The organism is Variovorax sp. 10N412 (genome assembly GCF_056394985.1).
In genome coordinates this window covers 332,716-354,649 of record NZ_JBFTIO010000007.1, presented here as the reverse complement: position 1 = coordinate 354,649, position 21,934 = coordinate 332,716, and the positions used below count along the sequence as shown (strand labels likewise).

General features: G+C 67.8%; 23 protein-coding genes. 5 read left to right on the top strand and 18 right to left on the bottom strand.

Annotated features, from left to right (window positions below):
- Nucleotides 1–22: 22 nt before the first annotated feature.
- Nucleotides 23–658, bottom strand: a complete 636-nt coding sequence (locus AC1DJH_RS19340; RefSeq protein WP_478186789.1) for a LysE/ArgO family amino acid transporter — start codon at nt 656–658, stop codon at nt 23–25.
- Between the two features lie 76 nt (nt 659–734).
- Between AC1DJH_RS19340 and AC1DJH_RS19335 the strand changes: the two genes are divergently transcribed.
- A complete protein-coding gene (locus AC1DJH_RS19335; protein WP_478186788.1) occupies nt 735–1,646 on the top strand; it encodes a LysR family transcriptional regulator ArgP in 912 nt (303 codons plus the stop codon).
- Nucleotides 1,647–1,656: 10 nt separating this feature from the next.
- On the opposite strand, the gene AC1DJH_RS19330 is transcribed toward AC1DJH_RS19335, so the two are convergent.
- Both AC1DJH_RS19330 and AC1DJH_RS19325 read right to left on the bottom strand, forming a co-directional pair.
- Nucleotides 1,657–3,045 carry a M16 family metallopeptidase gene (locus AC1DJH_RS19330; RefSeq protein ID WP_478186787.1) on the bottom strand — a complete coding sequence of 463 codons (1,389 nt, stop codon included), beginning with the start codon at nt 3,043–3,045 and terminating at the stop codon, nt 1,657–1,659.
- 14 nt (nt 3,046–3,059) lie between these two features.
- A complete protein-coding gene (locus tag AC1DJH_RS19325; RefSeq protein WP_478186786.1) occupies nt 3,060–4,508 on the bottom strand; it encodes a M16 family metallopeptidase in 1,449 nt (482 codons plus the stop codon).
- A gap of 29 nt (nt 4,509–4,537) precedes the next feature.
- Between AC1DJH_RS19325 and ftsY the strand changes: the two genes are divergently transcribed.
- Nucleotides 4,538–5,902 carry a signal recognition particle-docking protein FtsY gene (gene ftsY / locus AC1DJH_RS19320; protein ID WP_478186785.1) on the top strand — a complete coding sequence of 455 codons (1,365 nt, stop codon included), beginning with the start codon at nt 4,538–4,540 and terminating at the stop codon, nt 5,900–5,902.
- Between the two features lie 182 nt (nt 5,903–6,084).
- Here ftsY and AC1DJH_RS19315 read toward each other — a convergent pair whose 3' ends face one another.
- From AC1DJH_RS19315 to AC1DJH_RS19305, 3 genes are all read right to left on the bottom strand, one after another.
- Nucleotides 6,085–7,095 carry a hypothetical protein gene (locus AC1DJH_RS19315; RefSeq protein ID WP_478186784.1) on the bottom strand — a complete coding sequence of 337 codons (1,011 nt, stop codon included), beginning with the start codon at nt 7,093–7,095 and terminating at the stop codon, nt 6,085–6,087.
- A 217-nt stretch (nt 7,096–7,312) separates the two neighbouring features.
- The gene (locus AC1DJH_RS19310; protein WP_478186813.1) at nt 7,313–9,112 is read right to left on the bottom strand and encodes an ATP-binding response regulator; all 1,800 of its coding nucleotides are present in this window, start codon (nt 9,110–9,112) and stop codon (nt 7,313–7,315) included.
- A gap of 7 nt (nt 9,113–9,119) precedes the next feature.
- Nucleotides 9,120–9,830 carry a response regulator gene (locus AC1DJH_RS19305; protein WP_478186783.1) on the bottom strand — a complete coding sequence of 237 codons (711 nt, stop codon included), beginning with the start codon at nt 9,828–9,830 and terminating at the stop codon, nt 9,120–9,122.
- Nucleotides 9,831–10,014: 184 nt separating this feature from the next.
- Between AC1DJH_RS19305 and AC1DJH_RS19300 the strand changes: the two genes are divergently transcribed.
- Complete coding sequence (locus AC1DJH_RS19300; RefSeq protein ID WP_478186782.1) at nt 10,015–10,479, top strand: Mpo1 family 2-hydroxy fatty acid dioxygenase; 465 nt, start codon at nt 10,015–10,017, stop codon at nt 10,477–10,479.
- A gap of 97 nt (nt 10,480–10,576) precedes the next feature.
- A complete protein-coding gene (gene rpoH, locus AC1DJH_RS19295; RefSeq protein WP_472124144.1) occupies nt 10,577–11,518 on the top strand; it encodes an RNA polymerase sigma factor RpoH in 942 nt (313 codons plus the stop codon).
- 43 nt (nt 11,519–11,561) lie between these two features.
- Here the strand turns inward: rpoH and AC1DJH_RS19290 are convergent, their stop codons facing one another.
- From AC1DJH_RS19290 to AC1DJH_RS19265, 6 genes are read right to left on the bottom strand one after another with little or no spacing between them, the layout of a single operon-like run.
- Nucleotides 11,562–12,416 (bottom strand): DNA alkylation repair protein, encoded by an 855-nt coding sequence (locus tag AC1DJH_RS19290; protein WP_478186781.1) that lies wholly within the window; start codon nt 12,414–12,416, stop codon nt 11,562–11,564.
- Entirely contained in the window at nt 12,406–13,026 is a 621-nt protein-coding gene (locus AC1DJH_RS19285) for an SCO family protein (RefSeq protein WP_435485066.1), read from the bottom strand. Before AC1DJH_RS19285 ends, AC1DJH_RS19290 begins: the two co-directional genes overlap by 11 nt.
- Before the next feature lie 11 nt (nt 13,027–13,037).
- Entirely contained in the window at nt 13,038–13,943 is a 906-nt protein-coding gene (gene cyoE, locus AC1DJH_RS19280; protein WP_478186780.1) for a heme o synthase, read from the bottom strand.
- The gene (locus AC1DJH_RS19275) at nt 13,940–15,184 is read right to left on the bottom strand and encodes a COX15/CtaA family protein (protein ID WP_478186779.1); all 1,245 of its coding nucleotides are present in this window, start codon (nt 15,182–15,184) and stop codon (nt 13,940–13,942) included. Before AC1DJH_RS19275 ends, cyoE begins: the two co-directional genes overlap by 4 nt.
- A 10-nt stretch (nt 15,185–15,194) precedes the next feature.
- Nucleotides 15,195–15,875 carry an SCO family protein gene (locus AC1DJH_RS19270; RefSeq protein ID WP_478186778.1) on the bottom strand — a complete coding sequence of 227 codons (681 nt, stop codon included), beginning with the start codon at nt 15,873–15,875 and terminating at the stop codon, nt 15,195–15,197.
- Nucleotides 15,862–16,713, bottom strand: coding sequence for an SURF1 family protein (locus AC1DJH_RS19265; RefSeq protein ID WP_478186777.1), 852 nt, complete (start codon nt 16,711–16,713; stop codon nt 15,862–15,864). Before AC1DJH_RS19265 ends, AC1DJH_RS19270 begins: the two co-directional genes overlap by 14 nt.
- Nucleotides 16,714–16,740: 27 nt before the next feature.
- Here AC1DJH_RS19265 and AC1DJH_RS19260 point away from each other — a divergent pair, with 27 nt between their 5' ends.
- Nucleotides 16,741–16,971, top strand: coding sequence for a twin transmembrane helix small protein (locus AC1DJH_RS19260; protein WP_435437006.1), 231 nt, complete (start codon nt 16,741–16,743; stop codon nt 16,969–16,971).
- Nucleotides 16,972–17,045: 74 nt separating this feature from the next.
- Here AC1DJH_RS19260 and AC1DJH_RS19255 read toward each other — a convergent pair whose 3' ends face one another.
- From AC1DJH_RS19255 to coxB, 6 genes are all read right to left on the bottom strand, one after another.
- Nucleotides 17,046–17,927: a cytochrome c oxidase subunit 3 gene (locus AC1DJH_RS19255; RefSeq protein ID WP_435437005.1), complete on the bottom strand. Its 882-nt coding sequence runs from the start codon at nt 17,925–17,927 to the stop codon at nt 17,046–17,048.
- A gap of 70 nt (nt 17,928–17,997) precedes the next feature.
- A complete protein-coding gene (locus AC1DJH_RS19250; protein ID WP_478186776.1) occupies nt 17,998–18,219 on the bottom strand; it encodes a DUF2970 domain-containing protein in 222 nt (73 codons plus the stop codon).
- Complete coding sequence (locus AC1DJH_RS19245; protein WP_435437003.1) at nt 18,216–18,842, bottom strand: cytochrome c oxidase assembly protein; 627 nt, start codon at nt 18,840–18,842, stop codon at nt 18,216–18,218. Before AC1DJH_RS19245 ends, AC1DJH_RS19250 begins: the two co-directional genes overlap by 4 nt.
- A 36-nt stretch (nt 18,843–18,878) precedes the next feature.
- A complete protein-coding gene (locus AC1DJH_RS19240) occupies nt 18,879–18,992 on the bottom strand; it encodes a cytochrome oxidase small assembly protein (protein WP_286516058.1) in 114 nt (37 codons plus the stop codon).
- 19 nt (nt 18,993–19,011) lie between these two features.
- Nucleotides 19,012–20,652 carry a cytochrome c oxidase subunit I gene (ctaD, locus tag AC1DJH_RS19235; protein ID WP_472124161.1) on the bottom strand — a complete coding sequence of 547 codons (1,641 nt, stop codon included), beginning with the start codon at nt 20,650–20,652 and terminating at the stop codon, nt 19,012–19,014.
- Between the two features lie 43 nt (nt 20,653–20,695).
- Nucleotides 20,696–21,874: a cytochrome c oxidase subunit II gene (gene coxB / locus AC1DJH_RS19230; RefSeq protein WP_472124163.1), complete on the bottom strand. Its 1,179-nt coding sequence runs from the start codon at nt 21,872–21,874 to the stop codon at nt 20,696–20,698.
- Nucleotides 21,875–21,934: the final 60 nt, after the last annotated feature.

Sequence of the window (21,934 nt, the reverse complement as noted above, 5' to 3'; positions counted from 1 at the left end):
CGCCGCCGCATCCGCGGATGCTTCACAGCCCGGGGAAGGCACGCCGCGCCAGCAGCGCGGCCAGCACGAGCATGGTGCCGCCGACGAGCGCATCGAGCATCTGCCAGGCGCGCGGCCGCGCGAACACCGGCGCGAGCAGCCGCGCACCGAAGCCCAGCGAGGTGAACCACAGCACGCTGGCCACCGACGACCCCGCCACGAACCACAGCTTCAGCAGGCCCGGGTACTGCGCGCCCGCGCTGCCCACGAGCAGCACGGTGTCGAGATAGACGTGCGGGTTGAGCAGCGTGAAACCGGCCGCCTGCGCGACCACGGCCGCGCGCGACACCGAGACGCCCTGCGCGGTGGCATGCAGGGCAGCGGGCCGCCGCGAACGCCACAACGCCTTCAGCCCATAGGCGCCGAGAAAGGCCGCGCCGAGCGCCGCGAGCACGGTGGCCAGCATCGGCCGCCCGTTCAGCGCCTGCGCCATGCCGGCCACGCCGGCGCCGATCAGCACTGCGTCGCTGGCCGCGCAGAACAGCACCACCGCGCCCACGTGCTCGCGGCGCAAGCCCTGGCGCAGCACATAGGCGTTCTGCGCGCCGATGGCGACGATGAGAACCAGGCTCATGAAGAGCCCGTTGGCGAATGCGGGGGAGACGTGTACGGCTTGCATGTCTCGAGGATGCCGCCGGCACGGGCTTAATTCAAACTAAACTTTCTAACGCCGATTCAGTTTTACTTCATCTCTCATGCTCGACTACGCCGCTCTCCACGCCCTTGCAGCCGTCGTGCGCGAAGGCAGCTTCGAACGCGCAGCGCGCGCGCTGCATGTCACGCCGTCCGCGGTGTCCCAGCGCATCAAGCAGCTGGAGGAGCGCACCGGCGGCGCGCTGCTGGTGCGCGGCCAGCCCTGCGTGGCGACGGAGGCGGGGCTGCAGCTGTGCCGGCACGTGGAGCGCGTGGGCATGCTGGAGCACGAACTGCGCGACACCCTGCCTGCCCTGGGCATGGACAACGGCGAGGCCCACGAGCGCGTCACGGTGCGCGTGGCCGTCAACGCCGACAGCCTCGCGACCTGGTTCATGGCGGCCGCCGCCGCATTCGCAGAACAGGCCCCGGCCGCGCTGCTCGACCTCACGGTCGACGACCAGGACCACACGGCCGAGCGGCTGCGCAGCGGCGCGGTGCTCGCGGCCGTGACGGCGCTGGCGCAACCGGTGGCGGGCTGCAACAGCGAGGCGCTGGGCACGATGCACTACGTGGCGGCGGCCAGCCCGGCGTTCGTGCGCGCGCATTTCGCCAAGGGCGTGGGCGCCCGCGCGCTCGCAAGCGCGCCGAGCTTGGTGTTCGACCGCAAGGACCGCCTGCAGGCGCGCTGGGTGCGGCGCATCTGCCACCGCAACGTCGAAACGCCGCGCCACTGGATTCCCTCGCCCAACGCCTTCGTCGAGGCGGCGTGCGCGGGCATGGGCTGGGGCATGCATCCGGCCAGCATGGTGGCCGATGCGATTCGCCAGGGAGCGCTGGTGGAGCTGGTGCCCGGCTCGACGCTGCCGGTGCCGCTCTACTGGCAGCAGGCGCGCGCGGCGCCGCGCCTGCTCGGGCAACTGGGCGCCGCGGTGCGCGCGGCCGCCGGCCAGGGCGCGCACGCCCTCGCGTGACCCCGAAGGATCAGGGCTGTGCCTTGGCGGTGGTGTTGGTCTTGGTCTGGGCGTCCTTGCCGCCCACCACCACCGTCACCATGCGATCGGGCTGCAGCTTGCGCTGGAAGGCGGCCTTGATCTCGGCCGCCGTGACCGCGTTCATGCGCGCGGTCCAGGTGTCGAGGTAGTCCAGCGGCAGGTCGTTCCAGGCGATGTTGGCCACGTTGCCGATCAGCTTGCGGTTGCTGTCCAGCAGCAGCGGAAAGCCGCCGATCACGTTGTCCTTGGCGGCCTTCAGCTCGCTCGCCGTGGGGCCTTCGGCGACGAACCTGGCCAGCACCTCGCGCGACACCTTCACCGCATCTTCGGCCTGGTCGGGCCGGGTCTGGAAGCCGATGCGGAACGCGCCGGCCTCGAGCCCCGGCGCAAAGCCGCTGTAGATGCTGTAGGTGAGGCCGCGCTTCTCGCGCACCTGGTCGGTCAGGCGCGACACGAAGCCGCCGCCGCCCAGCACGTAGTTGCCCAGCGTGAGCGCGAAGTGGTCCGGGTCCTTGCGCGGGTAGCCGGGCTGGCCGATGAAGACATGGGCCTGCGCCGAGTCGAACGCGATGCGCTCGTCTTTCGGCGCGGTGAGCGCTGGCACAGGCGCGATCGCGGGGAGCGCCGCGCATCCGTCGGTCGCGGGCAGGCGCGACAGCAGCGCCGTCGCCAGCGTCTCGGCCTCCGCGCGCGTGACGGCGCCCACGATGCTGAGCTTGGCGCGGCACGGCACGATGAGCTGCTCGTAGCGCTGGCGCATGACGGCGGTGTCGATGCGCGCCAGCGTTTCTTCCGTCACCTCCTGGCCGTAGGGATGCACGCCGTACACCGCCTGGGCGAAGGCGCGCCCGGCGATGGTCGCGGGCTTGGTGTTGGCCTCCTTGATCGCGGCGTTGATGCGTTCGCGCTCGCGCTGCCACACGTCGTCGGGGAAGGCCGGCTCGCCGATCTCGCGCGAGGCCAGCGCGACGGCCTTGTTCAGCAGCGCCGGGTCGGACAGCGAGCGCAGCGAGTAGCTGGCACGGTCGGTGCCCGCGCTCACGTCGAAGCTCGCGCCCAGGTCGGCCCAGGCCTCGCCCAGGGCGTTCTGGTCGAGCGCGGGTTCGCCGTTCCTGCCGGCGCGCACGCCCTTCTCGACCATGGCCGAGGTGGTGCTCGCCAGGCCGGCCTGCGCCGCCGGGTCGCGGCGGCTGCCGGCGTCGAAGTCGACCTGCACGTCGACGATCGGCAACGCGTTGGTCGCCACCAGGTAGATCTTGGCGCCGTTGGCCAGCGTCCAGTGCTGGATGGGCAGCGCCGCCTGCGCGCTGCCCATGCCGAAAAGTACGGTTGCGCCCGTCAGCAGTGCGTATTGCGCTATCTTTTTGAGAGTAAACATGGAATTCGTACCTTTCAGCGCAGCTCGCCTGCGGGCGCCGCGAAGCCGCGGCCGCGCTTGGCCTCGGGCGGCAGGGGACGCAGCGTGGCGACCGTGAGCTGGTCGTCGCCGAAGTATTTGGCGGCCACGGCCTGCACCTGGGCCGGGGTCACGGCCTGCAGCCGGGCGACGATGCGCTCGCTGGCGTCCAGCGGCAGCCCCTGCACCCAGTTGCTGCCGAGTTCGCGGGCCTGCGCCATCACCGAGTCGCGCTTGTAGGTTTCGCTCGCGACCCACTGGGTCTTGACGCGAGCCAGTTCGGCTTCGCCCACGCCGTCCTTGGCGATGCGCGCCACCTGGGCGCGCAAGGCGGCCTCGACCACCTCGGCGCTCTTGCCGGCCGCCGGCACGCCGTCGAGCACGAAGAGCTGCGGACCGCGGCCGACGAAGCCCGAATAGGCACCGGCCGAATCGGCGACGCGGTCGGGGCCCTGCGTGAGCGCGCGGTCCAGCCGCGCGCCGGAATAGCCGTCGAGCACGGCGGACAGCACCACCAGCGCCCAGGCGTCGCTGTTGGCGTCGTCGATGCCGGCCAGCTGCGGCGCGCGGAAGGCCAGCGACACGTAGGCCTGCTCGGCCGGGGCCTTGAACTCGATGCGGCGGATGCCGCGCTGCACCGGCTCGATGCGCGGCTTGCGCGCGGGCACGGCACGCGCGGGAATGCGGCCGTAGTACTTGTCGGCCATGGCGCGCACCTGCGCCACGTCGACGTCGCCGGCCACCACCAGCACGGCGTTGGCGGGCACGTACCAGCGCTTGTGGAAGTCGCGCACGTCCTCGGGCGTCATGGCGTCGAGGTCGCTCATCCAGCCGACCACGGGGCGGTGGTACGGCGAGGCGATGAAGGTGGCGGCGTTCTGCTGCTCGCCGAGCAGCGCGCGCGGCTGGTCTTCGGTGCGCAGGCGGCGCTCTTCCTTGACCACCTCGATCTCGCGCTTGAACTCGTCGTCGGGCCACTGGTTGTTGGCGAAGCGGTCCGACTCGAGCTTCATGACCTGCTCGAGGCTGCCGACCGGAATCTGCTGGTAGTAGCCGGTGTAGTCGCGCGTGGTGAAGGCGTTTTCCTGGCCGCCCAGGGCGGCCACGCGGCGCGAGAACTCTCCGGGCTTGATGTCCTTGGTGCCCTTGAACATCATGTGTTCGAGCGCATGTGCCACACCGGAGGTGCCGTCGACCTCGTCCATGGAGCCTACGCGCACCCAGACCATCTGCACCGCCGTCGGCGAGCGCCGGTCGGGCTGCACGATCAGCGTCATGCCGTTGGCCAGAGTGAATTGCTGGGGGCCGGGCGCCGCGGCTGCGGCGGCGGAAGGCGGCGTGGAAGCCGGAGTGGATTGGGCCTGCGCAGGCATGGCCCACGGCGCGAAGAGCGCCATCGCCAGCACCGCACCAGACGCAGCACGGCGTGGCGGAAGGTGTTTCATAGAATGGGTCGGATTGTAAAAAGCTCCTGATGTTCAGTTTCTTCAAGAAAAAACCGCCCGCCGAAACCCCCGACACGCCCGCGTCCACCGCGCCGGCCACGCCCGCACCTGCGCCTGCCCCGGAGGCCGCGCCAGCGCCGGCGCCCGCTCGCTCGGTGTTCTCGCCGTCGAGCTGGTTCGGCGCGAAGCCGGCGGTGGAAGAAACGCCTGCTGCGCCACCGGTTGCGCCGCCACCGCCTGCGCCCCTCCCGCCGCCGCCGCCTCCTCCTGCCGCGGTCCCTGTGCCGGCGCCTGCACCGTCGTCCTTCGCACCGGCGCCCGTCCCTTTCCCAGCGGCCGCGCCGCCGGTGGTGGCAGCACCGGTCGTTGTGGTGGCACCGGCCGCGCCCCCCGTGTTCGTTGCGCCGCCCGCACCGGCCCCCGCCCCCCCGCCAGCCCCGCCACCTGCGCCGGCACCCGTCCCCACGCCTGTCCCCACCCCCGTCGTCGCCACCGAGCGCAAGGGTTGGTTCGACAAGCTCAAGACCGGCCTGCGCAAGACCGGCAGCGGCATCCAGGCCGTGTTCGTCAACGCGCAGATCGACGACGCGCTCTATGAAGAGCTCGAATCCGCGCTGCTGATGGCCGACACCGGCGTCAAGGCCACCGAGTTCCTGCTCGAGGACCTGCGCGGGCGCGTCAAACGCCAGATGGCCACAGACGCTTCGCAGGTCAAGGTGCTGCTGGCAGAGGCCGTGGCCGACCTGCTCCGGCCGCTCGAAAAGCCCCTGGTCATCGGCCAGTTCACGCCCACCGTGATCATGGTGGCCGGCGTCAACGGCGCGGGCAAGACCACCTCCATCGGCAAGCTCACCAAGCACCTGGCCAACGAAGGCGCCTCGGTGCTGCTGGCCGCGGCCGACACCTTCCGGGCGGCGGCGCGCGAGCAGCTGCTGGTCTGGGCCGACCGCAACACGGTGGAGATCGTGAGCAACGAGGGCGGCGACCCGTCGGCCGTGAGCTTCGATGCGGTGAACGCCGGCAAGGCGCGCGGCAAGGACGTGGTGCTGGTCGACACGGCCGGCCGCCTGCCCACGCAGCTGCACCTGATGGACGAGCTCAAGAAGATCAAGCGCGTGGTCACCAAGGCGGACGCCACGGCGCCGCACGAGGTGCTGCTGGTGATCGACGGCAACACCGGCCAGAACGCGCTCGCGCAGGTCAAGGCCTTCGACGAGACGCTGGGCCTCACCGGCCTGATCGTGACCAAGCTCGACGGCACGGCCAAGGGCGGCGTGCTGTGCGCCATTGCGCGCGAGCGGCCGATTCCCGTGTACTTCATCGGCGTGGGCGAGAAGCTGGAAGACCTGGAAACCTTCAACGCGCGCGAGTTCGCGCAGGCCCTGCTGGGCTGATACCGCCCCGGCAGCGAACGTAAAAAAAACGGCCCCCGCTTGCGCTGGGGCCGTTTTCTTTTTTCTTCTTTTCTTCTCTCCCTGTCTCCCTGCCCTCTCCGGCTCGGTCCACCCAGGTTTCCCGGTCTATCGAGCCTTCTTCCTGGCGGACGGCAAGCCGTCCGCTCCTCACAAGCTTGTCGTCAGAGGCCGAACGGGTTCGTCGGCTTGCACAGCAGGATGCCCGTGCAGTTGTTGGGCTTGTAGTAGTAGTTGCGCAGCTCGGTGCCCACGTTCAGCGGGCCGACGAAACCGTAGCCGTTCGCGCCCACGGCATTGGATTGGGCGATCTCTGCGTCCAGCGTGGCTTCCTCGGTCAGCGCCTGGTAGTTGAAGGTGCTGGACTGCGACAGGTCCTTCACGAAGACGCTGCCCGTGAAGCCGCCGAAGATGTAGGGGAAGCGGTAGCGGAAGCCACGCGCGCCCTTCTCCTCGAACTGCGCCAGCGCCCCGCTGGTGTCTGCAGCGGTGTCGCCCAGTTCGTAGGCGTAGGTGGCGCCGCCGGCCGAGCTCTTCTCGAACACCGCGGTGTTGGCACCGCCGAAAACGTAGCCTGGTGCCGTGTTGAAGTAGCCCGCCGCACCCTGTGCGTTGACCTGCGCCAGGAAGGCGTCCTTGTCGGTGGCCGAGGCGTCGGTGCGGTAGGTGTAGGTGGCGTCGACGTCGCTGTCCTTGCGGTACATCATCACCGTGGTCGTGCCGCCGACGCCCATTGCGCCGACCCAGCGAAAGCCCCGGCTGCCCGCCTCGTTGGCCTGCGACAGGAAGGCGCTGGCATCCGCCGGAGGGGCCTTCAGCTCGTACACATAGGTGGCGTCGCCGTTCTTCACATAGACATGGCCCACGGACGCGCCCGAACCCAGCGGGCTCAGGAACATGAACCCCTTCGCGCCTTCGGTGTTGAGGTCGTTCAGGAAGCCGGCGGTGTCGGCGGGGTACGGCAGTTGCTCGTACATGAAGGTCCTCGTGGCGGGTGCCGGTGCCGGTGCGGGCGCTGGTGGCTCCGCCGGCGGAGGGGGTGCGGGAGGCGGCGGCACGACGATGTTGCCGATGGGCGCGAACGAGGCGCCGTTGTCGCCACCGCCGCCGCCGCACGCCGCGAGCGCGAGGGTGGCAGCCACTGCAGCGGCGACCGCCGCGAGCTTGAACTTCATTGAGAGAAACCTCCATTCCGATTGTTTTGAGGCAACGCGGGGGCGAGCCCGGTTGCATGGCGCGCCCGGGCAAACCGGGAGCAAACTCGAAGGTAAAGGTTGGCCTCGCAGCCGGCCAGTGCCGAAAGTCACGACATCGGTCGGCTAAAGATTGCATTGGCATCCAAAGGAATACCAATATCTTCAAATTGAGAAAATCGATGTGCCGCGGTCGATTTCAGGCGGAAGGCACGGCCTCCACCATGGCGCGCAGCAGCGACTCGGCGGCCACCGGCTTGAACAGCACCGGCACGCGCGATTCGCGCACGCGCATCAGCCGGTCCGGCGAGGTCTCGCCGGTAATGAGCAGCAGCGGCGTCGCAGCGCCGCCACCCTCGCCCGCGGCGCCCTGGCTCAGGCGCAGGCCGGCGTCGAGCCCGTCGGCGCCGTCGGCAAGGCGGTAGTCGCACAGCAGCAGCTCGAAGGGCCGGCCCTCGGCGGCGGCGCGCCGCAGGGCGTCGGCCGCCGCCTCCTCGKCGGCCACGGCGTGCGCGTCGACGGCATGGGAACGCAGCAGGCCCATCATGGCCTCGCGGATTTCCAGTTCGTCGTCCAGCAGCAGCACACGTGCGGGCAGCGCGGGCAGCGAGGCCCGGCGCAACGCCGACGGCGCCGCTGCAACGGCGCTCAAGGCGCCGACCGGGGCACCGACGGCCGGAACCACCACACGAAAGAACGTGCCGCGCCCGGGCCGCGAGTGCATCTGCACCGGATGGCCGAGCAGGCGCGACAACCGCTGCACGATCGACAACCCGATGCCCAGCCCCCTCGAACGGTCGCGGCCCGGGTTGTCGACCTGATAGAACTCCTCGAAGATCCGGCTCGATTGCTCGGGCGCAATGCCGATGCCGCTGTCGCGCACCTCGATCCACACGGCGTCGCCGCGATCGCGCGCCGTGACGGTCACGCCGCCGCGGGCGGTGTACTTCAGCGCGTTGTCCATCAGGTTGGACAGCATGCGGTGCAGCAGTTGCGGGTCGCTGCGCACCCACAGGCCGCTGGCGCGCACGCGCAGCTGCAGCTGCTGGTGCTCGGCACGCGCGGCGAAGGTGTGGTTGAGCGGCAGGAACAGCGCGTCGAGCTGCACCGGCTGGGGGGCCGGCGTGATCACGCCGGCGTCCAGGCGCGAGATGTCGAGCATGGTGTCGAGCGAGGCGCCCAGCGCGTTCACGGCGCGCATCAGGCGGGCGGCGTTGCGGCCCTCGGGGCGATCGCGCAGCTCGTTTTCCAGCGCGGCGCCGAACAGTGCAATGGCGTGCAGCGGCTGGCGCAAGTCGTGGCTGGCGGTACCGAGGAAGCGGGTCTTTTCCTCGCTGGCTCGTTCGGTGGCGGCAATCTGCTCGCCCAGGCGCGCGGCAAGCGCCTCGTTCTCGAAGCGCAGCATGAGCGACTCGGTCAGCAGCTTGTGCTGGCCCACACCCGCGTGCAGGGTCAGCAGCAGGTAGGCCGCGCCGGCCGCCGCCAGGAACAGGTGCAGGCCGTCGCCCTGCCAGGCCAGCGCGGTGATCATGCCCATCGACATCGGCATCGTGTAGCCGAACAGCGCCGGCTTCAGAGGCCAGAGCGACTGGGCCGCGCGCGCGCAGCTGCCCACGATCACGGCCAGCAGCAGCGAGGTCATGGGCAGGTTGTCGTGCGGCACGATGAGCCAGGGCACCACGGCCGTGACCATGCTCACCAGCGTGACCATGCGCGAGATCTTGCGCGCCCAGTAAGCGCTTTCACCCGCAGGCCGCTCGGGCGTCCAGCGCGGGGTGAACAGCACGTACAGGTCGGCCGCCAGCAGCGTGCCCGCCCAGAACAGCAGGCTCGGGTCTTTCAGCTGCGAATAGATGATGGCGCCGAACACCAGCACGAAGGCGATGTGCGTCAGCGTCGAGGCGATGTAGGTGCTGTAGACCGAGGCGATGTTCTCGCGCAGCACCCGCTGGGCGAGCGTGTGGCCGGCGAGCGGATCGCTGGACGCCTGGGTCGGCACGTTCAAGTCAGTGCAGCGTGCTGATCAACTGGGCGCGCGAGCGCATGCCGAACAGCAGCAGGATGGTCGAGACGTGGTTCTTCACGGTGCCCTCGCTCAGGTTCGCGAGCTGCGCGATTTCCTTGTTGGCCTTGCCTTCGAGCACCCATTGCAGCACCTGCATCTGGCGCGGCGTGAGTTCCTGCCAGGCGCTGGCATGGGCGAACTCGGCGTAGCCGGCGAGCGACTTGGGCACCGCGGGCGGCGGCAGTTCGGCCGCGCCGGGGTCCAGCAGGCCGCAGGCACGAATGAAGCTCACCACCTCTTTCAGGTCGGCCGACTTCGGCAGGAAGGCAGCGGCCCCCAGCGCGAGCACGCCCTGCGCCAGCGCGCTGTTGCCGGTGCCCGAGAGCACCACGATGCGCGCGGACGGAAAGCGCCGGCGGAACTCGGCCAGGCCGCTCAGGCCGTGGGTGTCGGGCAGCGCCAGGTCGAGCAGCACGAGGCCGATGGAGGCCTGGTGGGTTTCGTACAGCGCCAGCGCGTCGGCGGCGTTGGCGGCCTCGAACACCTCGATGGTCGCGCCCGACGAGGCGGCCTGCGCCTGCACCAGCGCGCACACGCCCAGGCGCAGCAGGTCGTGATCGTCCACGACGAGGATCGCCGTGGGAGCGTGGGCGGGCGGGCCGGCCTGCGCGGCAGGTGAATCGGGCGCGGGTGCAGAGTCGATGGGTGACACGCGACGATCTTAGCGGCGTAACCTTTTGGTGACAGTGCAAAAAGTCATGGGAGCGCGCGTGGCTGTAGTTCTTAATGCTACTTTATTGATAGCAATTTCACATGGCCTGTGCGCTTGCCATCGGCCTTTTCTGTCGGCACCATGAGAGCCCCGCCGCATCGCACGGCGCCCACGGAGACTTCGAATGACCCCCACCGCCGCCGCCCCGCTGGCCTCGAGCGACCGCAAGGTCGACCGGCTGCTCACGCACTACGAAGAGAGCCACCGCAACCCGACCAACGAACTGATCCACTTCATGGCCATTCCGGCCATCATGCTGAGCATCGTGGGCCTGCTGTTCGCGGTGCATCCCTGGGTGGCGTACGGCTTCGTGGCGGCCAGCCTCGTCTACTACGCGCTGCTGCGCGCGCCTGCCTTCCTGCTGACCATGTTGCTGCTGACTGCGCTGGCGCTGGGGCTGGTGCATGCGATGGGCGGACTTGTATTGCCGATTTCAGCCGCTATCTTTGTGGTGGCGTGGGTCTTCCAGTTCGTGGGCCACAAGATAGAAGGCAAGAAACCTTCGTTCTTCGAAGACATCCAATATCTGTGGGTCGGCCCGCTGTTCGTACTGTCCAGGCTTTTTCTAAAGCTGGGCATACGCTGGTAGCCAAAGACTATTCCCGCGATAGCCATTCAAGGGAACCCCGGGCTTAGCACTCCCTCTAACCGAGTGCTAATATGGCCAACACAAAGGAGTTTCCCTGATGACAACGCTGTCTGGAGTCTCTGCCAACCAGCTGGCCGTCGCCAATCCATGGTCGATGGTTCCCCCGCTGGGCAACCTGGATGCCTACATTTCGGCCGCCAACCGCCTGCCGCTGCTCACGCTCGAAGAAGAGCAGGGCTTCGCACGCAAGTTGCGCGACCAGAACGACCTCGAATCCGCCGGCGCGCTCGTGCTGTCGCACCTGCGCCTCGTGGTTTCCATTTCCCGCCAGTACCTGGGCTACGGTCTGCCACACGGCGACCTGATCCAGGAAGGCAACGTCGGCCTGATGAAGGCCGTGAAGCGCTTCGACCCCGACCAGGGCGTGCGGCTCGTGAGCTACGCCATGCACTGGATCAAGGCCGAGATCCACGAGTACATCCTGAAGAACTGGCGCATGGTCAAGGTCGCGACGACCAAGGCCCAGCGCAAGCTGTTCTTCAACCTGCGCTCGATGAAGCAAAGCTTCAAGGCCGACTCGGCCGCGGCCGACAACGGCACGCACCGCGAAACGCTGAGCCCCGAAGAGGTGTCGCAAATGGCGACCCGGCTCAACGTCAAGCCTGAAGAAGTGCTCGAGATGGAAACCCGCCTGTCGGGCGGCGACGTCATGCTCGATCCGGGCCCGTCCGACGACGGCGACGAAGGCTTCGGCCCCATCGCCTACCTGGCCGACGCCACGCAGGAACCGACGGCACTGCTCGAATCGCAGCAGCGCGACCGCCTGTCGAGCGACGGCATCGCCACCGCGCTCGAGGCGCTGGACGACCGCAGCCGCCGAATCGTGGAAGAGCGCTGGCTCAAGGTGAACGACGACGGTTCGGGCGGCATGACGCTGCACGAGCTGGCCGCGGTGTACGGCGTGAGCGCCGAGCGCATCCGCCAGATCGAAGTCGCCGCGATGAAGAAGATGAAGAAGGCGCTCGCGGACTACGCGTAAACCGAACTTCCCCTCGAACAAAGCCCGGCAGCGCCGGGCTTTTTCATTTGGAGAGCGTGCGCATCGCGCGCTTGGCGATGTAGCGCGTCTCGGGCACGTTCGACTCGGCCAGCCATCGCGCGCACAGCGTGTCGACCCACTCGCCCTGGCTCTTGCTCGCGTCGTTGAGCCAGTTCGCCACCGAGTTCTGCACATAGCGGCTGGGGTCGGCGCGCAGCGGCTCGAGCAGTGGCAAGGCGCGCCACGGCTCGGTCTTGAGCGCCTCGATCTGCGCGCACCACACGCCGCGCGGGCGCGTGAGCTCGCTCGCGAAACGGCGGAGGTAGGGGTCGGTGTCGAACACCCAGGGCTGCAGCAACCCCAGCGCTTCGTCCAGCGACGCGATGACCGCGTCGCGCACCGCCATCCAGGCAATTTCGCGCACGCCGAAATGCGGATCCGCTGCAAAGCGGCGCACCGCCTCCAGCTGCGCCGGCAGCGCCAAGCCGGACAGCGTGACCCACTGCGCGGCCCAGCAGCGCGCAACGTCGCTTTCATGCGTGGCCAGCCGGTGCGCCACCGCATCGCGCTCGCCGTGCAGCGCCGCCAGGTCGTACAGCGCACGTGCGATGTGCCCGTGGCGCTGCATCGGCTTGAAGGCACTCAACATGGACAGCGTATCGACCAGCCGTTCGCTCTTCGCATCGAGGCCGATGTGTCCCGCCACGCTGCGCGCCAGCTGGGGCAGCTCCAGCGCCATGAATTCGTTGAGGTTGACGGTTTCGAGCAAGCCGTCGTTGAGGGCGCGCAGCACCTCGGGCGGAATCAGGGCAATGCGGAAGGCGCCCTTGCGCTCTTTCAGGTGCGCGACCGAGCCGGCCAGAGGCACGGGCGACGTCGACGCCATCTCAGGAGGCAAGCAGCGTCTTCAGGTCCGCCACCATCGGCGCCACACCCGCGCCGTAGCGCGCATAGAGCCGCAGGCGGCCCTGCGTGTCATAGACATAGCTTGCGGCAGAGTGGTCCATCGAGTAGCTCGTCGGCGTCTTGCCGTCGACCTTCTTGTAGTAGACCTTGAAGTCCTTGGCGACGGCGGCCAGTTCGTCGGCGGTGGGAATCAGCGCAACGAAGCCAGGATCGAACGCGCCCATGTAGGCCTTGAGCACCTCGGGCGTGTCGCGCGCAGGGTCGACCGTGAGGAACAGCACCTGCAGCTTGTCGCCGTCCTTGCCGAGCTGCTGCTTGACTTGCGCCATCTCGGTCATGGTGGTCGGGCACACGTCGGGGCATTGCGCGTAGCCGAAGAACAGCACGACCACCTTGCCCTTGAAGTCGGCCATGGTGCGGACCTTGCCGTCGGCGTCCTTCAGCGAGAAGTCGCGGGCGTAGTCCGCGCCGGTGATGTCCACGGCATTGAAGTTCTGCTTGGTCTCGCCGCTGCAGGCCGACAGCCCCAGGCCCAGCGCCGCGCTCGCCCCCACCCAGCCGGCGGCGGTGGCGATCGACTTGAGGGCTTGGCGCTTGTTCATGGAGAGGGTATTCAACGAAGGTAGTGGTCGACGAGCAGCGCCAGGAACAGCACGCTCAGGTGGATCAGCGAAAACCGGAAGGTCTTGCGCGCCAGGGCGTCCGAGTAGTTGCGCCACAGCGCGAACGCGTAGCCGGTGAAGCCGATGCTCACCGCCACCGCGACCGCCAGGTACAGCCAGCCGCTCATGCCGTAGATGAAGGGCATCAGGCAGGCCGCGAACAGGATGAAGGTGTACAGCAGCACCTGCAGCCGCGTGAACTCGTTGCCGTGCGTGACCGGCAGCATCGGCAGGCCGGCCTTGCGGTAGTCCTCCACGCGGTAGAGCGCCAGCGCCCAGAAGTGCGGCGGGGTCCACAGGAAGATGATGAGGAAAAGAATCAGCGCCTCGGGGCCCACGTCGCCCGTCATCGCGGCCCAGCCCAGCACCGGCGGCATGGCGCCCGACGCCCCGCCGATCACGATGTTCTGGGGCGTCAGCGGCTTGAGGATCACGGTGTAGACCACCGCGTAGCCGACGAAGGTGGCGAAGGTCAGCCACATGGTCAGCGGATTCACGGTGAACCACAGCAGCACCGAGCCCGCGGCGCACAACAGCGCCGAGAAGACCAGCGCCTGCATGTCGCTGAGCTGGCCGCGCGCCGTGGGCCGCCAGGCGGTGCGCTTCATCTTCGCGTCGATGCCCTTCTCGACCAGGCAGTTGAACGCCGCCGCCGCGCCCGCCACCAGCCAGATGCCGATGCAGGCCAGCACGCCGCGCTGCACGTCTGCCCAGCTCGGCAGGCCGGGCACGGCCAGCACCATGCCGATCAGCGCGCAGAACACGATCAGCTGCACCACGCGCGGCTTGGTCAGCGCGTAGAACTGGCGCAGCACATTCGCGGCGCTGGTGTGCTGAACGGGGATCGGGGTGCTCACGCGGTGGCTTTCTTCGGGTTGGGGGTCGCGCGTGCATTGTCGTCGGCGCGCACGGCCGCGGTGGATGCGCCGTGGACGCTGGACAGGGCCTCGCGGCGGCTTTCGCACAGCGCCCAGGTCAGCACCACAGCGAGCGCTGCGGCACCGCCAGTGTGCAGCACGGCCGCCGCCAGGGGCCAGCCGAGCAGCACGTTGCCCAGGCCCGTGGCGAGCTGCAGCAGCGCCAGCCCGGCAAGCCAGTGCGCCTGCGGACGCAGCGTGTCGATGCGGCGCAGGCGCCACGCGAGCACGCCGAGCGCGACGAACACCGCATAGGCCATCAGCCGGTGCACGTAGTGAATGGCGGTGAGCGCCGAGAAATCGAGCGGCTGGCCCTCGCCGGTCACGCCCAGGTGGCGCCAGATCTCGAAGCCCTGCGCGAAGTTCATCGCCGGCCACCAGCTGTCCTGGCAGGTCGGGAACTGGGTGCACGCCAGCACCGCGTAGTTGGTGCTGACCCAGCCGCCGAGCGCAATCTGCAGCACCAGCAGCAGCGTGGTCATGACGAGGCCGTTGCGCAGCGCCGGCGACACAGGCGTCGGCAGCCGCTGCGCGGCGGCCTGGCGGTAGTGCACGGCCTGGATGCACAGCAAGGCCAGCAGCACGACCGCGCCCAGCAGGTGCAGCGTGACGATCGCCGGAAACAGCTTCCACGTCACCGTGAGCGCGCCGAAGGCGCCCTGCAGGCAGACCCAGACCAGTGTGAAGGCCGGCCACCATGCGCTGAGCGTGGCGTGGTGGTGATCGCCCTCCTTCGAAGAAGACGGTGGCGGCGCGCGGCGCTGGCGGCGCCGCACGATCCACGTGGCCCCCGCGAGCGTGAGGATCAACACGCCGACACCCGTCGCCAGGTAGCGGTGAACCATCTCGACCCAGGCCTTGCCGTGCGTGACGGGGCCGGTCGGCTGGGCCGCCTGCGCCATCGCGATTTCATGGCGCGCGCCGGCCGGGCTGGCGTTGCCGTAGCAGCCGGGCCAGTCGGGACAGCCGAGCCCCGAATCGGTGAGGCGTGTGAAGGCGCCGAACAGCGTGAGGTCGAAGGTGAGGAACAGCGTGAGCACGGTCAGCGCATGCAGCCGCCGCGCCGGGCCGGCGCCGGCATTGCGGCGCCACACCCACACCAGCGGGCCGAGCGCGATCAGCACGCCGGCGGCCATGAGCCAGGCGATGGGCGTCAGATCGTAGAGCGAGCTCGTGTCCATGCGCTCGGTCTCAGCGGCCCGGTTCGTCCCACGACGCGGAGGCGCGCAGCAGGCGGTCGATGTCGCGCTTGGCGCGGCTGGCGCCGGCCGCGTCCATGCGGGCGGGGAAACGCATCATCCAGTTGCCCATCGGGTCGACCACGTAGAGGTGCTCGGCCAGGGTGTGGCCCGACACCGGTGCCAGCCATTTGGCGATCTGGTCCGCCGGCACGCGCAGCACGGTCGCACCGCGCAGGCCGTTGTCCAGCCGGTCGGGCACGGCGGCGGCGTCGCTCACGAGCCAGACGCGGTCCATGCGATCCTTCTCGCGGCCCAGGCTTTCACGCAACTGGCGCTGCAGGTACAGCTGCTGCTCGCACAGCGAATTGCAGGCCGCGTCGGCCACGGCCACCAGCAGCCATTGGCCCTTGAGCGTGGCGAAATCGACCGGTGCGCCGTTGCGGTCGAAGGCCGTCAGCTTCGGCAACTCGTGCTGCGGATCAATCAGTTCGCCGTACACGCTGCGGCCTTCGGGCCGGATCACGTAATAGGTGAAGTACGAGGCAATGACCGGCGCCGCGCACATCAGCATCACGGCGATCATCTTCCAGCGCCCGACGATCGTGCGCCGGCCCTCGGCCCCGTCGAGCGCCTGGTTGGGCGACGGCATCGAATGCACCGTCAGGCCCAGCGGCTCGTCAGAAGCGGCCATTGCGGGCGCGGCGCCTTGAGCGGAGGAAGGGTGCGATGAATTGGAACCAGGCATAGAGGATGACGACGAGGGCCGACAGGCCGAACCACTGGAATGCGTAACCGTAGTGCCTCTCCAGGCCCAGCGCCGGGGCCGGCCAGTCGCGCTGCAGGCCCTCGGAGGCCGCACCGGTCTGCTGCAGCGACACATCGGTGCGCAACGGCTGCTTGGTCTCGGCGCGGAAGGCCTCCAGGTCGAGATTTTGCCGGATGGGCGAATACCCTTCGACGGCCGGTGTCGGGGCGAGCGGCGCAGAGGCCGCTGCGGCGGGCGCCGAAGCACCAGCCGCCGGGGCGGTCGCGGAAGTGCCCAGTTCCAGCAGATGGCTCGGCGGCGCCTCGATCAGGCCCGTGACCTCCACGATGCCCGCGGGCGTCTCGACCGCGCCCAGTTGCGTGCGGTCGACGAAATTGCGCTGGATCCAGCCGCGCTGCACCATCACCGTCTGTTCGGTGCCTTCGAGTGCAAAGGGTGTCAACACATAGAAGCCAGGCGTGCCGTGCATCTGGCGGTTGTCGAGGTACACGGTCTGCGGTGTCAGCCAGAGGCCGCGCAGGCGCAAGGGGCGGTGCAGCGCGTCGGTGGCCCGGTCCATGGCCAGGAATTCGGCCTGGGTGAGCGGCGGCTTGAGCTTCTGCGCGTCGATGCTGGCCTGGAGCGCCTCCTTCTGGGCCGCACGCGACAGCTGCCAGCGGCCGAGCGAGACAGTGGCCGCCAGCGTCAACACGGCAGCAAGGGTGATCACCCAGAAACGGCCGGGGCGGCGCCGTTCTTCGGGGTACAAGGGTTCAGGAGTCACTGGATGGGGCGGGGCCTGCGGCCGATAATGCGGGTCATGAAATATTTCGTCGCCCTGGTGTTCGTGGGCATCTTCGCGAGCCTCGCGTTCGCCCTGTACTTCATGCTGAAGGACGGGCGCGACGGGCGCGCCAAGAGCGGCGGCATGGCGCGCGCCCTCACCTTTCGGATCGGCCTGTCGGTGTTTTTGTTCCTCTGCATGCTGCTCGCCTGGAAACTCGGCTACATCCAGCCCACCGGGCTCCCGGTCGGCAAGTAGATGGTGCTCGTTCCACGAGAACCATGAAAAAGGCGCCTTCCGGCGCCTTTTTTGTGGAATGCCGCGAGGTTCGCTCAAAGCCAGTAAACCAGCATGTAGAGGCCCAGCCAGACCACGTCCACGAAGTGCCAGTACCAGGCCGCGCCCTCGAAGCCGAAGTGGCGCTCTGGCGTGAAGTGGCCCTTTTGCAGGCGCAGCGTGATGAACAGCAGCATCAGCATGCCGATGAACACGTGCAGGCCGTGGAAACCGGTCAGCATGAAGAAGGTCGAGCCGTAGGTGCCCGAGCTGAGCTTGAGGTTCAGTTCGGTGTACAGGTGGTGGTATTCGTAGCCCTGCACGCCCAGGAAGACGATGCCCAGCAGCACGGTAAGCCACATGAAGCGGATCGTCTGTGCACGGTGGCCGGCACGCAGCGCGTGGTGGGCGATGGTGAGCGTCACGCCCGAGCTGAGCAGCAGCGCGGTGTTGATCGTGGGCAGCCAGAACGGGCCGACCGTCTGGAAGGGCTCGACGATGCCGGCCGGCGAACCGGTGACACCGGCGGCAACGCTGGGCCACACGGCCTTGAAGTCGGGCCAGAGGATCGCGTTGTCCAGGCTGCCGAGCGTGGGCAGCGCGTGTGTGCGGGCCCACCACAGTGCGGTGAAGAACGCGCCGAAGAACATCACTTCCGAGAAGATGAACCAGCTCATGCTCCAGCGGAACGAGAGGTCGATCTTGTGGCCGTACTGGCCGCTCTCGCTTTCGCCGATGGCCGTGCGGAACCAAACGAACAGCGTGCCGAGCCAGACCACCATGCCGACCAGCAGGGACCATGCGCCCCACTCGTGGCCGTTGATCCATTGCGCGGCGCCCAGAATCACGAAAAACAGCCCGATCGCGGCCGAGACCGGATAGGCCGAAGGTCCGGGCACGAAGTAGTAGGGCGTGGTGCCGTGGGTGGTTGAACTCATATCAGCTCCTGGCTTTCTTTCTTCTCGGGATTCAATGGATTCTGCGCGTCGCGGGTTTCTTGCTTGTTCGTCAGGCCGAGGCCACATGGCGCACCAGCAACACCAGCCCCAGCACGAAGACGATCACGGCCACGAACGCCACCGCGATGATGTGCAGCGGGTTCAGCTTGCCCAGGTCTTCCTGGTAGGCGCTGTTCTTGCGAACGCCGAAGAACGACCAACCCACCGCCTTCACCGTGTCCCACAGCGAAGCCTTCGGCCGAGGCCGGAGCGGGTCGGACGGATCGGTCACGAACGAGGCTCATCGGCGGTGTTCGAAACGGCGGCCACCGGGGCCGCGGGTGTCTTGCCGCCCACCTCGAAGAAGGTGTACGACAGCGTGATGGTCTTCACGTCCTTGGAAATCTTGGGGTCGATCACGAAGGCGACCGGCCACTGCTTCTTCTCGCCCGGCTCCAACGTGTACTGGTTGAAACAGAAGCACTCGAGCTTGTTGAAATACGGCGCGGCCTGCTGCGGCGCGTAGCTCGGGATGGCCTGCGCGGCCATGCGGCGGTTCTGCACGTTCTGAAACTCGTACATCACCGTGTTGAGCTGGCCCGGGTGCACCTGCAGCGTCCGCTCCGCAGGCTTGAAGTCCCACAGGCCGCCGCGCACGTTCGAGTCGAACTCCACGGTGATGGTGCGGGTCATGTCGACCTGCGTGTTGTCGGGCACGCGCACATTCTTGCCGCCGCTCGCGCCGCCCGGCACCTCGAGTTCGGAGAGCGCGAGGATGTTGATGCCGGTCATCTCGCAGATCGCGCGGTACATCGGCACCAGCGCATAGCCGAAGGCGAACATGCCGCAGGCCACCACGGCCAACTTGCCGACCATGCGGACGTTGGCGCGCCGGATGCGTTGACCGAGGCTCATGCGCGTCTCCCGCTCGTTGCGTACGTGAGTGCCGGTTCAGCGACCGCTGAACCAGACCATGCGAACAATGAAGCCGACGAAGAACACCACGGCAATGGAAGCCAGCGTGAGCCCCATGCGGCGGTTGTTGCGTTTCTGTTCGGGTGTCATCGTGCGCTGGATTCTTCGATCAGCCGATCACCTTGCTGGCGGTCGCGTCGAGCTTGGGCGGGGTTTCGAAGGTGTGGAACGGGGCCGGCGACGGCACTTCCCACTCGAGGCCCTCGGCGCCTTCCCACGGCTTTTGTGCAGCCTTTTCGCCCTTGCCGCGCATAGTGGGCAACACGACGAACAGGAAGAAGTAGACCTGCGCGAAACCGAAGAAGAACGCACCGACCGACGCCACGGCGTTGAAGTCGGCGAACTGCATCGGGTAGTCGGCATAGCGGCGCGGCATGCCCGCCAGGCCCAGGAAGTGCATCGGGAAGAAAGTGACGTTGAACGAGATCAGCGACCACCAGAAGTGCACCTTGCCGCGCGTTTCGTTGTACATCACGCCGGTCCACTTGGGCACCCAGTAGTAGAAGCCAGAGAACATCGCGAACAGCGAGCCGGCCACCAGCACGTAGTGGAAGTGGGCCACCACGTAGTACGTATCTTGCAGCTGCGTGTCGATCGGTGCGACCGCCAGGATCAGCCCGGTGAAGCCGCCCATGGTGAACACGAAGATGAAGCCGACCGCGAACAGCATGGGCGTCTCGAAGGTCATCGAGCCCTGCCACATCGTGGCAATCCAGTTGAAGATCTTCACGGCCGTGGGCACCGCGATCAGCATGGTCGCGTACATGAAGAACAGCTGGCCGGTGAGGGGCATGCCGGTCGTGAACATGTGGTGCGCCCACACGATGAACGACAGGATGGCAATGGACGACGTGGCATACACCATCGAGGCGTAGCCGAACAGGCGCTTGCGGGCGAAGGCCGGCACCACCTGGCTGATGATGCCGAAGGCCGGCAAGATCATGATGTAGACCTCGGGGTGGCCGAAGAACCAGAAGATGTGCTGGTACATCACCGGGTCGCCGCCGCCGGCGGGGTTGAAGAAGCTGGTGCCGAAGTGGCGGTCGGTCAGCGTCATCGTGATGGCGCCGGCGAGCACGGGCATCACGGCGATCAGCAGGTAGGCGGTGATGAGCCAGGTCCAGCAGAACATCGGCATCTTCATCAGCGTCATGCCCGGGGCGCGCATGTTGAGGATGGTCACGATGATGTTGATCGAACCCATGATCGAAGACGCGCCCATGATGTGCATCGCGAAGATGCCGGCGTCCATCGAGGGGCCCATCTGCAGCGTGAGCGGTGCGTACAGGGTCCAGCCGGCCGCGGGCGCGCCACCGGGCATGAAGAACGAGCCCACCAGCATCAGCGCCGCGGGAATCAGCAACCAGAAGCTGAAGTTGTTCATGCGCGCGAACGCCATGTCGGAGGCGCCCACCTGCAGCGGGATCATCCAGTTCGCAAAGCCCACGAAGGCCGGCATGATGGCGCCGAACACCATGATCAGGCCGTGCATGGTCGTGAACTGGTTGAACAGCTCGGGGTTGACCAGTTGCAGGCCGGGCTGGAACAGCTCGGCGCGAATCAGCAGCGCGAGCACGCCGCCCACCATCAGCATCGTGAAGCTGAACAGCAGGTAGAGCGTGCCGATGTCCTTGTGGTTGGTCGCGAACACCCAGCGGCGCCAGCCGGTGGGCGCGTGGTGGTCGTGATGCTCGTCGTGTGCGTGCTCGCCGTGGGGGGCGTGACCGTGGGGGTCGAGGACTGCGCTCATGTCGTTGTTCCTTGCAATTTCTTCTTCGCGGGGCGCTGCCGTATCACTTGCCGCGCAGGGCCTGCACTTCGGCCGGCTGCACCAGCTGGCCCGTCTTGTTCGACCAGCTGTTCTTGGTGTACGTGGCCACGGCCGCGAGGTCGGTATCGCTCAGTTGCTTCCACGACGGCATGGCGCCGTTGTTCTGGCCGTTGAGCAGCACGTGCAGCTGCACCGTGTGGTCGGCGTCGAGCACCTTCGGGTCGCCGTCGAGCGCCTTGATCGGGCCCGCGCCCTTGCCGTTGGCCTGGTGGCAGGCGGCGCAATTGGAGGCATAGACCTTCTCGCCGCGAACCAGCATGTCGGGCAGCGTCCAGACCTTGGTCGGGTCGTCGAGCTTGGCGGCGGCAACCTTGCGCTGATCGGCCACCCAGGCCGTGTAGTCACCGGCGGAGACCACCTTCACGTGGATCGGCATGTAGGCGTGTTCCTTGCCGCAGAGCTCCTGGCACTGGCCGTAGTAGTCGCCGATGGTCTCGGCACGGAACCAGGTGTCGCGCACGAAGCCGGGAATCGCGTCCTGCTTCAGGCCCAGCTGCGGCACGGCGAACGCGTGGATCACATCGTTGGCGGTGGTGATGATGCGGACCTTCTTGTTGACCGGCACCACCAGCGGGTAGTCGACCTTGAGCAGGTAGTCGTTGGGCATCACGCCCTTGGCGCCCGCGTCGGACATGGCGCGCTGCGAGCTGTCGAGCGTGGAGATGAAGGCCAGGCCCTCGCCTTCGCCGTTCAGGTAGTCGTAGCCCCACTTCCACTGGTAGCCCGTGGTCTTGATCGTGAGGTCCGCGTTGGTGGTGTCCTTCTGGGCCACCAGCACCTTGGTGGCGGGCAGCGCCATCACGATCACGATGAGGAAGGGCACGATGGTCCAGATGACCTCGACCACCACCGATTCATGGAAGTTGGCCGCCTTGTGGCCGACCGACTTGCGGTGCTTCCAGATGGAATAGAACATGACCGCGAACACGGCGACGAAGATGACCGTGCACAGGATCATCATGACCGTGTGCAGGAAATGCTGCTCCTGCGCGATCTTGGTGACGCCGATCGGAAGATTCAGCTGGCGAACCGAAGGGCCGCCGGGCAGATCGTTGACTGCGTGCGCCGCGCTGCTGAAAGCCGCGCCGGCCGCCAGCAACAGATTCGCCGGCCTGTACTTGTTGCGCCAAATGCTCTTCATCGTGTTCACGTTTCTTCAATTTTTTCGACAAACCCAACCGTGCGGCACTGCGCGAGCCCC

Excerpts from the sequence above, each read along its gene's own strand:
- AC1DJH_RS19340 (WP_478186789.1), bottom strand. The coding sequence starts at position 658 with ATGCAAGCCGTACACGTCTCCCCCGCATTCGCCAACGGGCTCTTCATG.
- AC1DJH_RS19335 (WP_478186788.1), top strand. The coding sequence starts at position 735 with ATGCTCGACTACGCCGCTCTCCACGCCCTTGCAGCCGTCGTGCGCGAA.
- AC1DJH_RS19330 (WP_478186787.1), bottom strand. The coding sequence starts at position 3,045 with ATGTTTACTCTCAAAAAGATAGCGCAATACGCACTGCTGACGGGCGCA.
- AC1DJH_RS19325 (WP_478186786.1), bottom strand. The coding sequence starts at position 4,508 with ATGAAACACCTTCCGCCACGCCGTGCTGCGTCTGGTGCGGTGCTGGCG.
- ftsY (WP_478186785.1), top strand. The coding sequence starts at position 4,538 with ATGTTCAGTTTCTTCAAGAAAAAACCGCCCGCCGAAACCCCCGACACG.
- AC1DJH_RS19315 (WP_478186784.1), bottom strand. The coding sequence starts at position 7,095 with ATGAAGTTCAAGCTCGCGGCGGTCGCCGCTGCAGTGGCTGCCACCCTC.
- AC1DJH_RS19300 (WP_478186782.1), top strand. The coding sequence starts at position 10,015 with ATGACCCCCACCGCCGCCGCCCCGCTGGCCTCGAGCGACCGCAAGGTC.
- rpoH (WP_472124144.1), top strand. The coding sequence starts at position 10,577 with ATGACAACGCTGTCTGGAGTCTCTGCCAACCAGCTGGCCGTCGCCAAT.
- AC1DJH_RS19285 (WP_435485066.1), bottom strand. The coding sequence starts at position 13,026 with ATGAACAAGCGCCAAGCCCTCAAGTCGATCGCCACCGCCGCCGGCTGG.
- AC1DJH_RS19275 (WP_478186779.1), bottom strand. The coding sequence starts at position 15,184 with ATGGACACGAGCTCGCTCTACGATCTGACGCCCATCGCCTGGCTCATG.
- AC1DJH_RS19270 (WP_478186778.1), bottom strand. The coding sequence starts at position 15,875 with ATGGCCGCTTCTGACGAGCCGCTGGGCCTGACGGTGCATTCGATGCCG.
- AC1DJH_RS19260 (WP_435437006.1), top strand. The coding sequence starts at position 16,741 with ATGCGGGTCATGAAATATTTCGTCGCCCTGGTGTTCGTGGGCATCTTC.
- AC1DJH_RS19255 (WP_435437005.1), bottom strand. The coding sequence starts at position 17,927 with ATGAGTTCAACCACCCACGGCACCACGCCCTACTACTTCGTGCCCGGA.
- AC1DJH_RS19245 (WP_435437003.1), bottom strand. The coding sequence starts at position 18,842 with ATGAGCCTCGGTCAACGCATCCGGCGCGCCAACGTCCGCATGGTCGGC.
- AC1DJH_RS19240 (WP_286516058.1), bottom strand. The coding sequence starts at position 18,992 with ATGACACCCGAACAGAAACGCAACAACCGCCGCATGGGGCTCACGCTG.
- ctaD (WP_472124161.1), bottom strand. The coding sequence starts at position 20,652 with ATGAGCGCAGTCCTCGACCCCCACGGTCACGCCCCCCACGGCGAGCAC.
- coxB (WP_472124163.1), bottom strand. The coding sequence starts at position 21,874 with ATGAAGAGCATTTGGCGCAACAAGTACAGGCCGGCGAATCTGTTGCTG.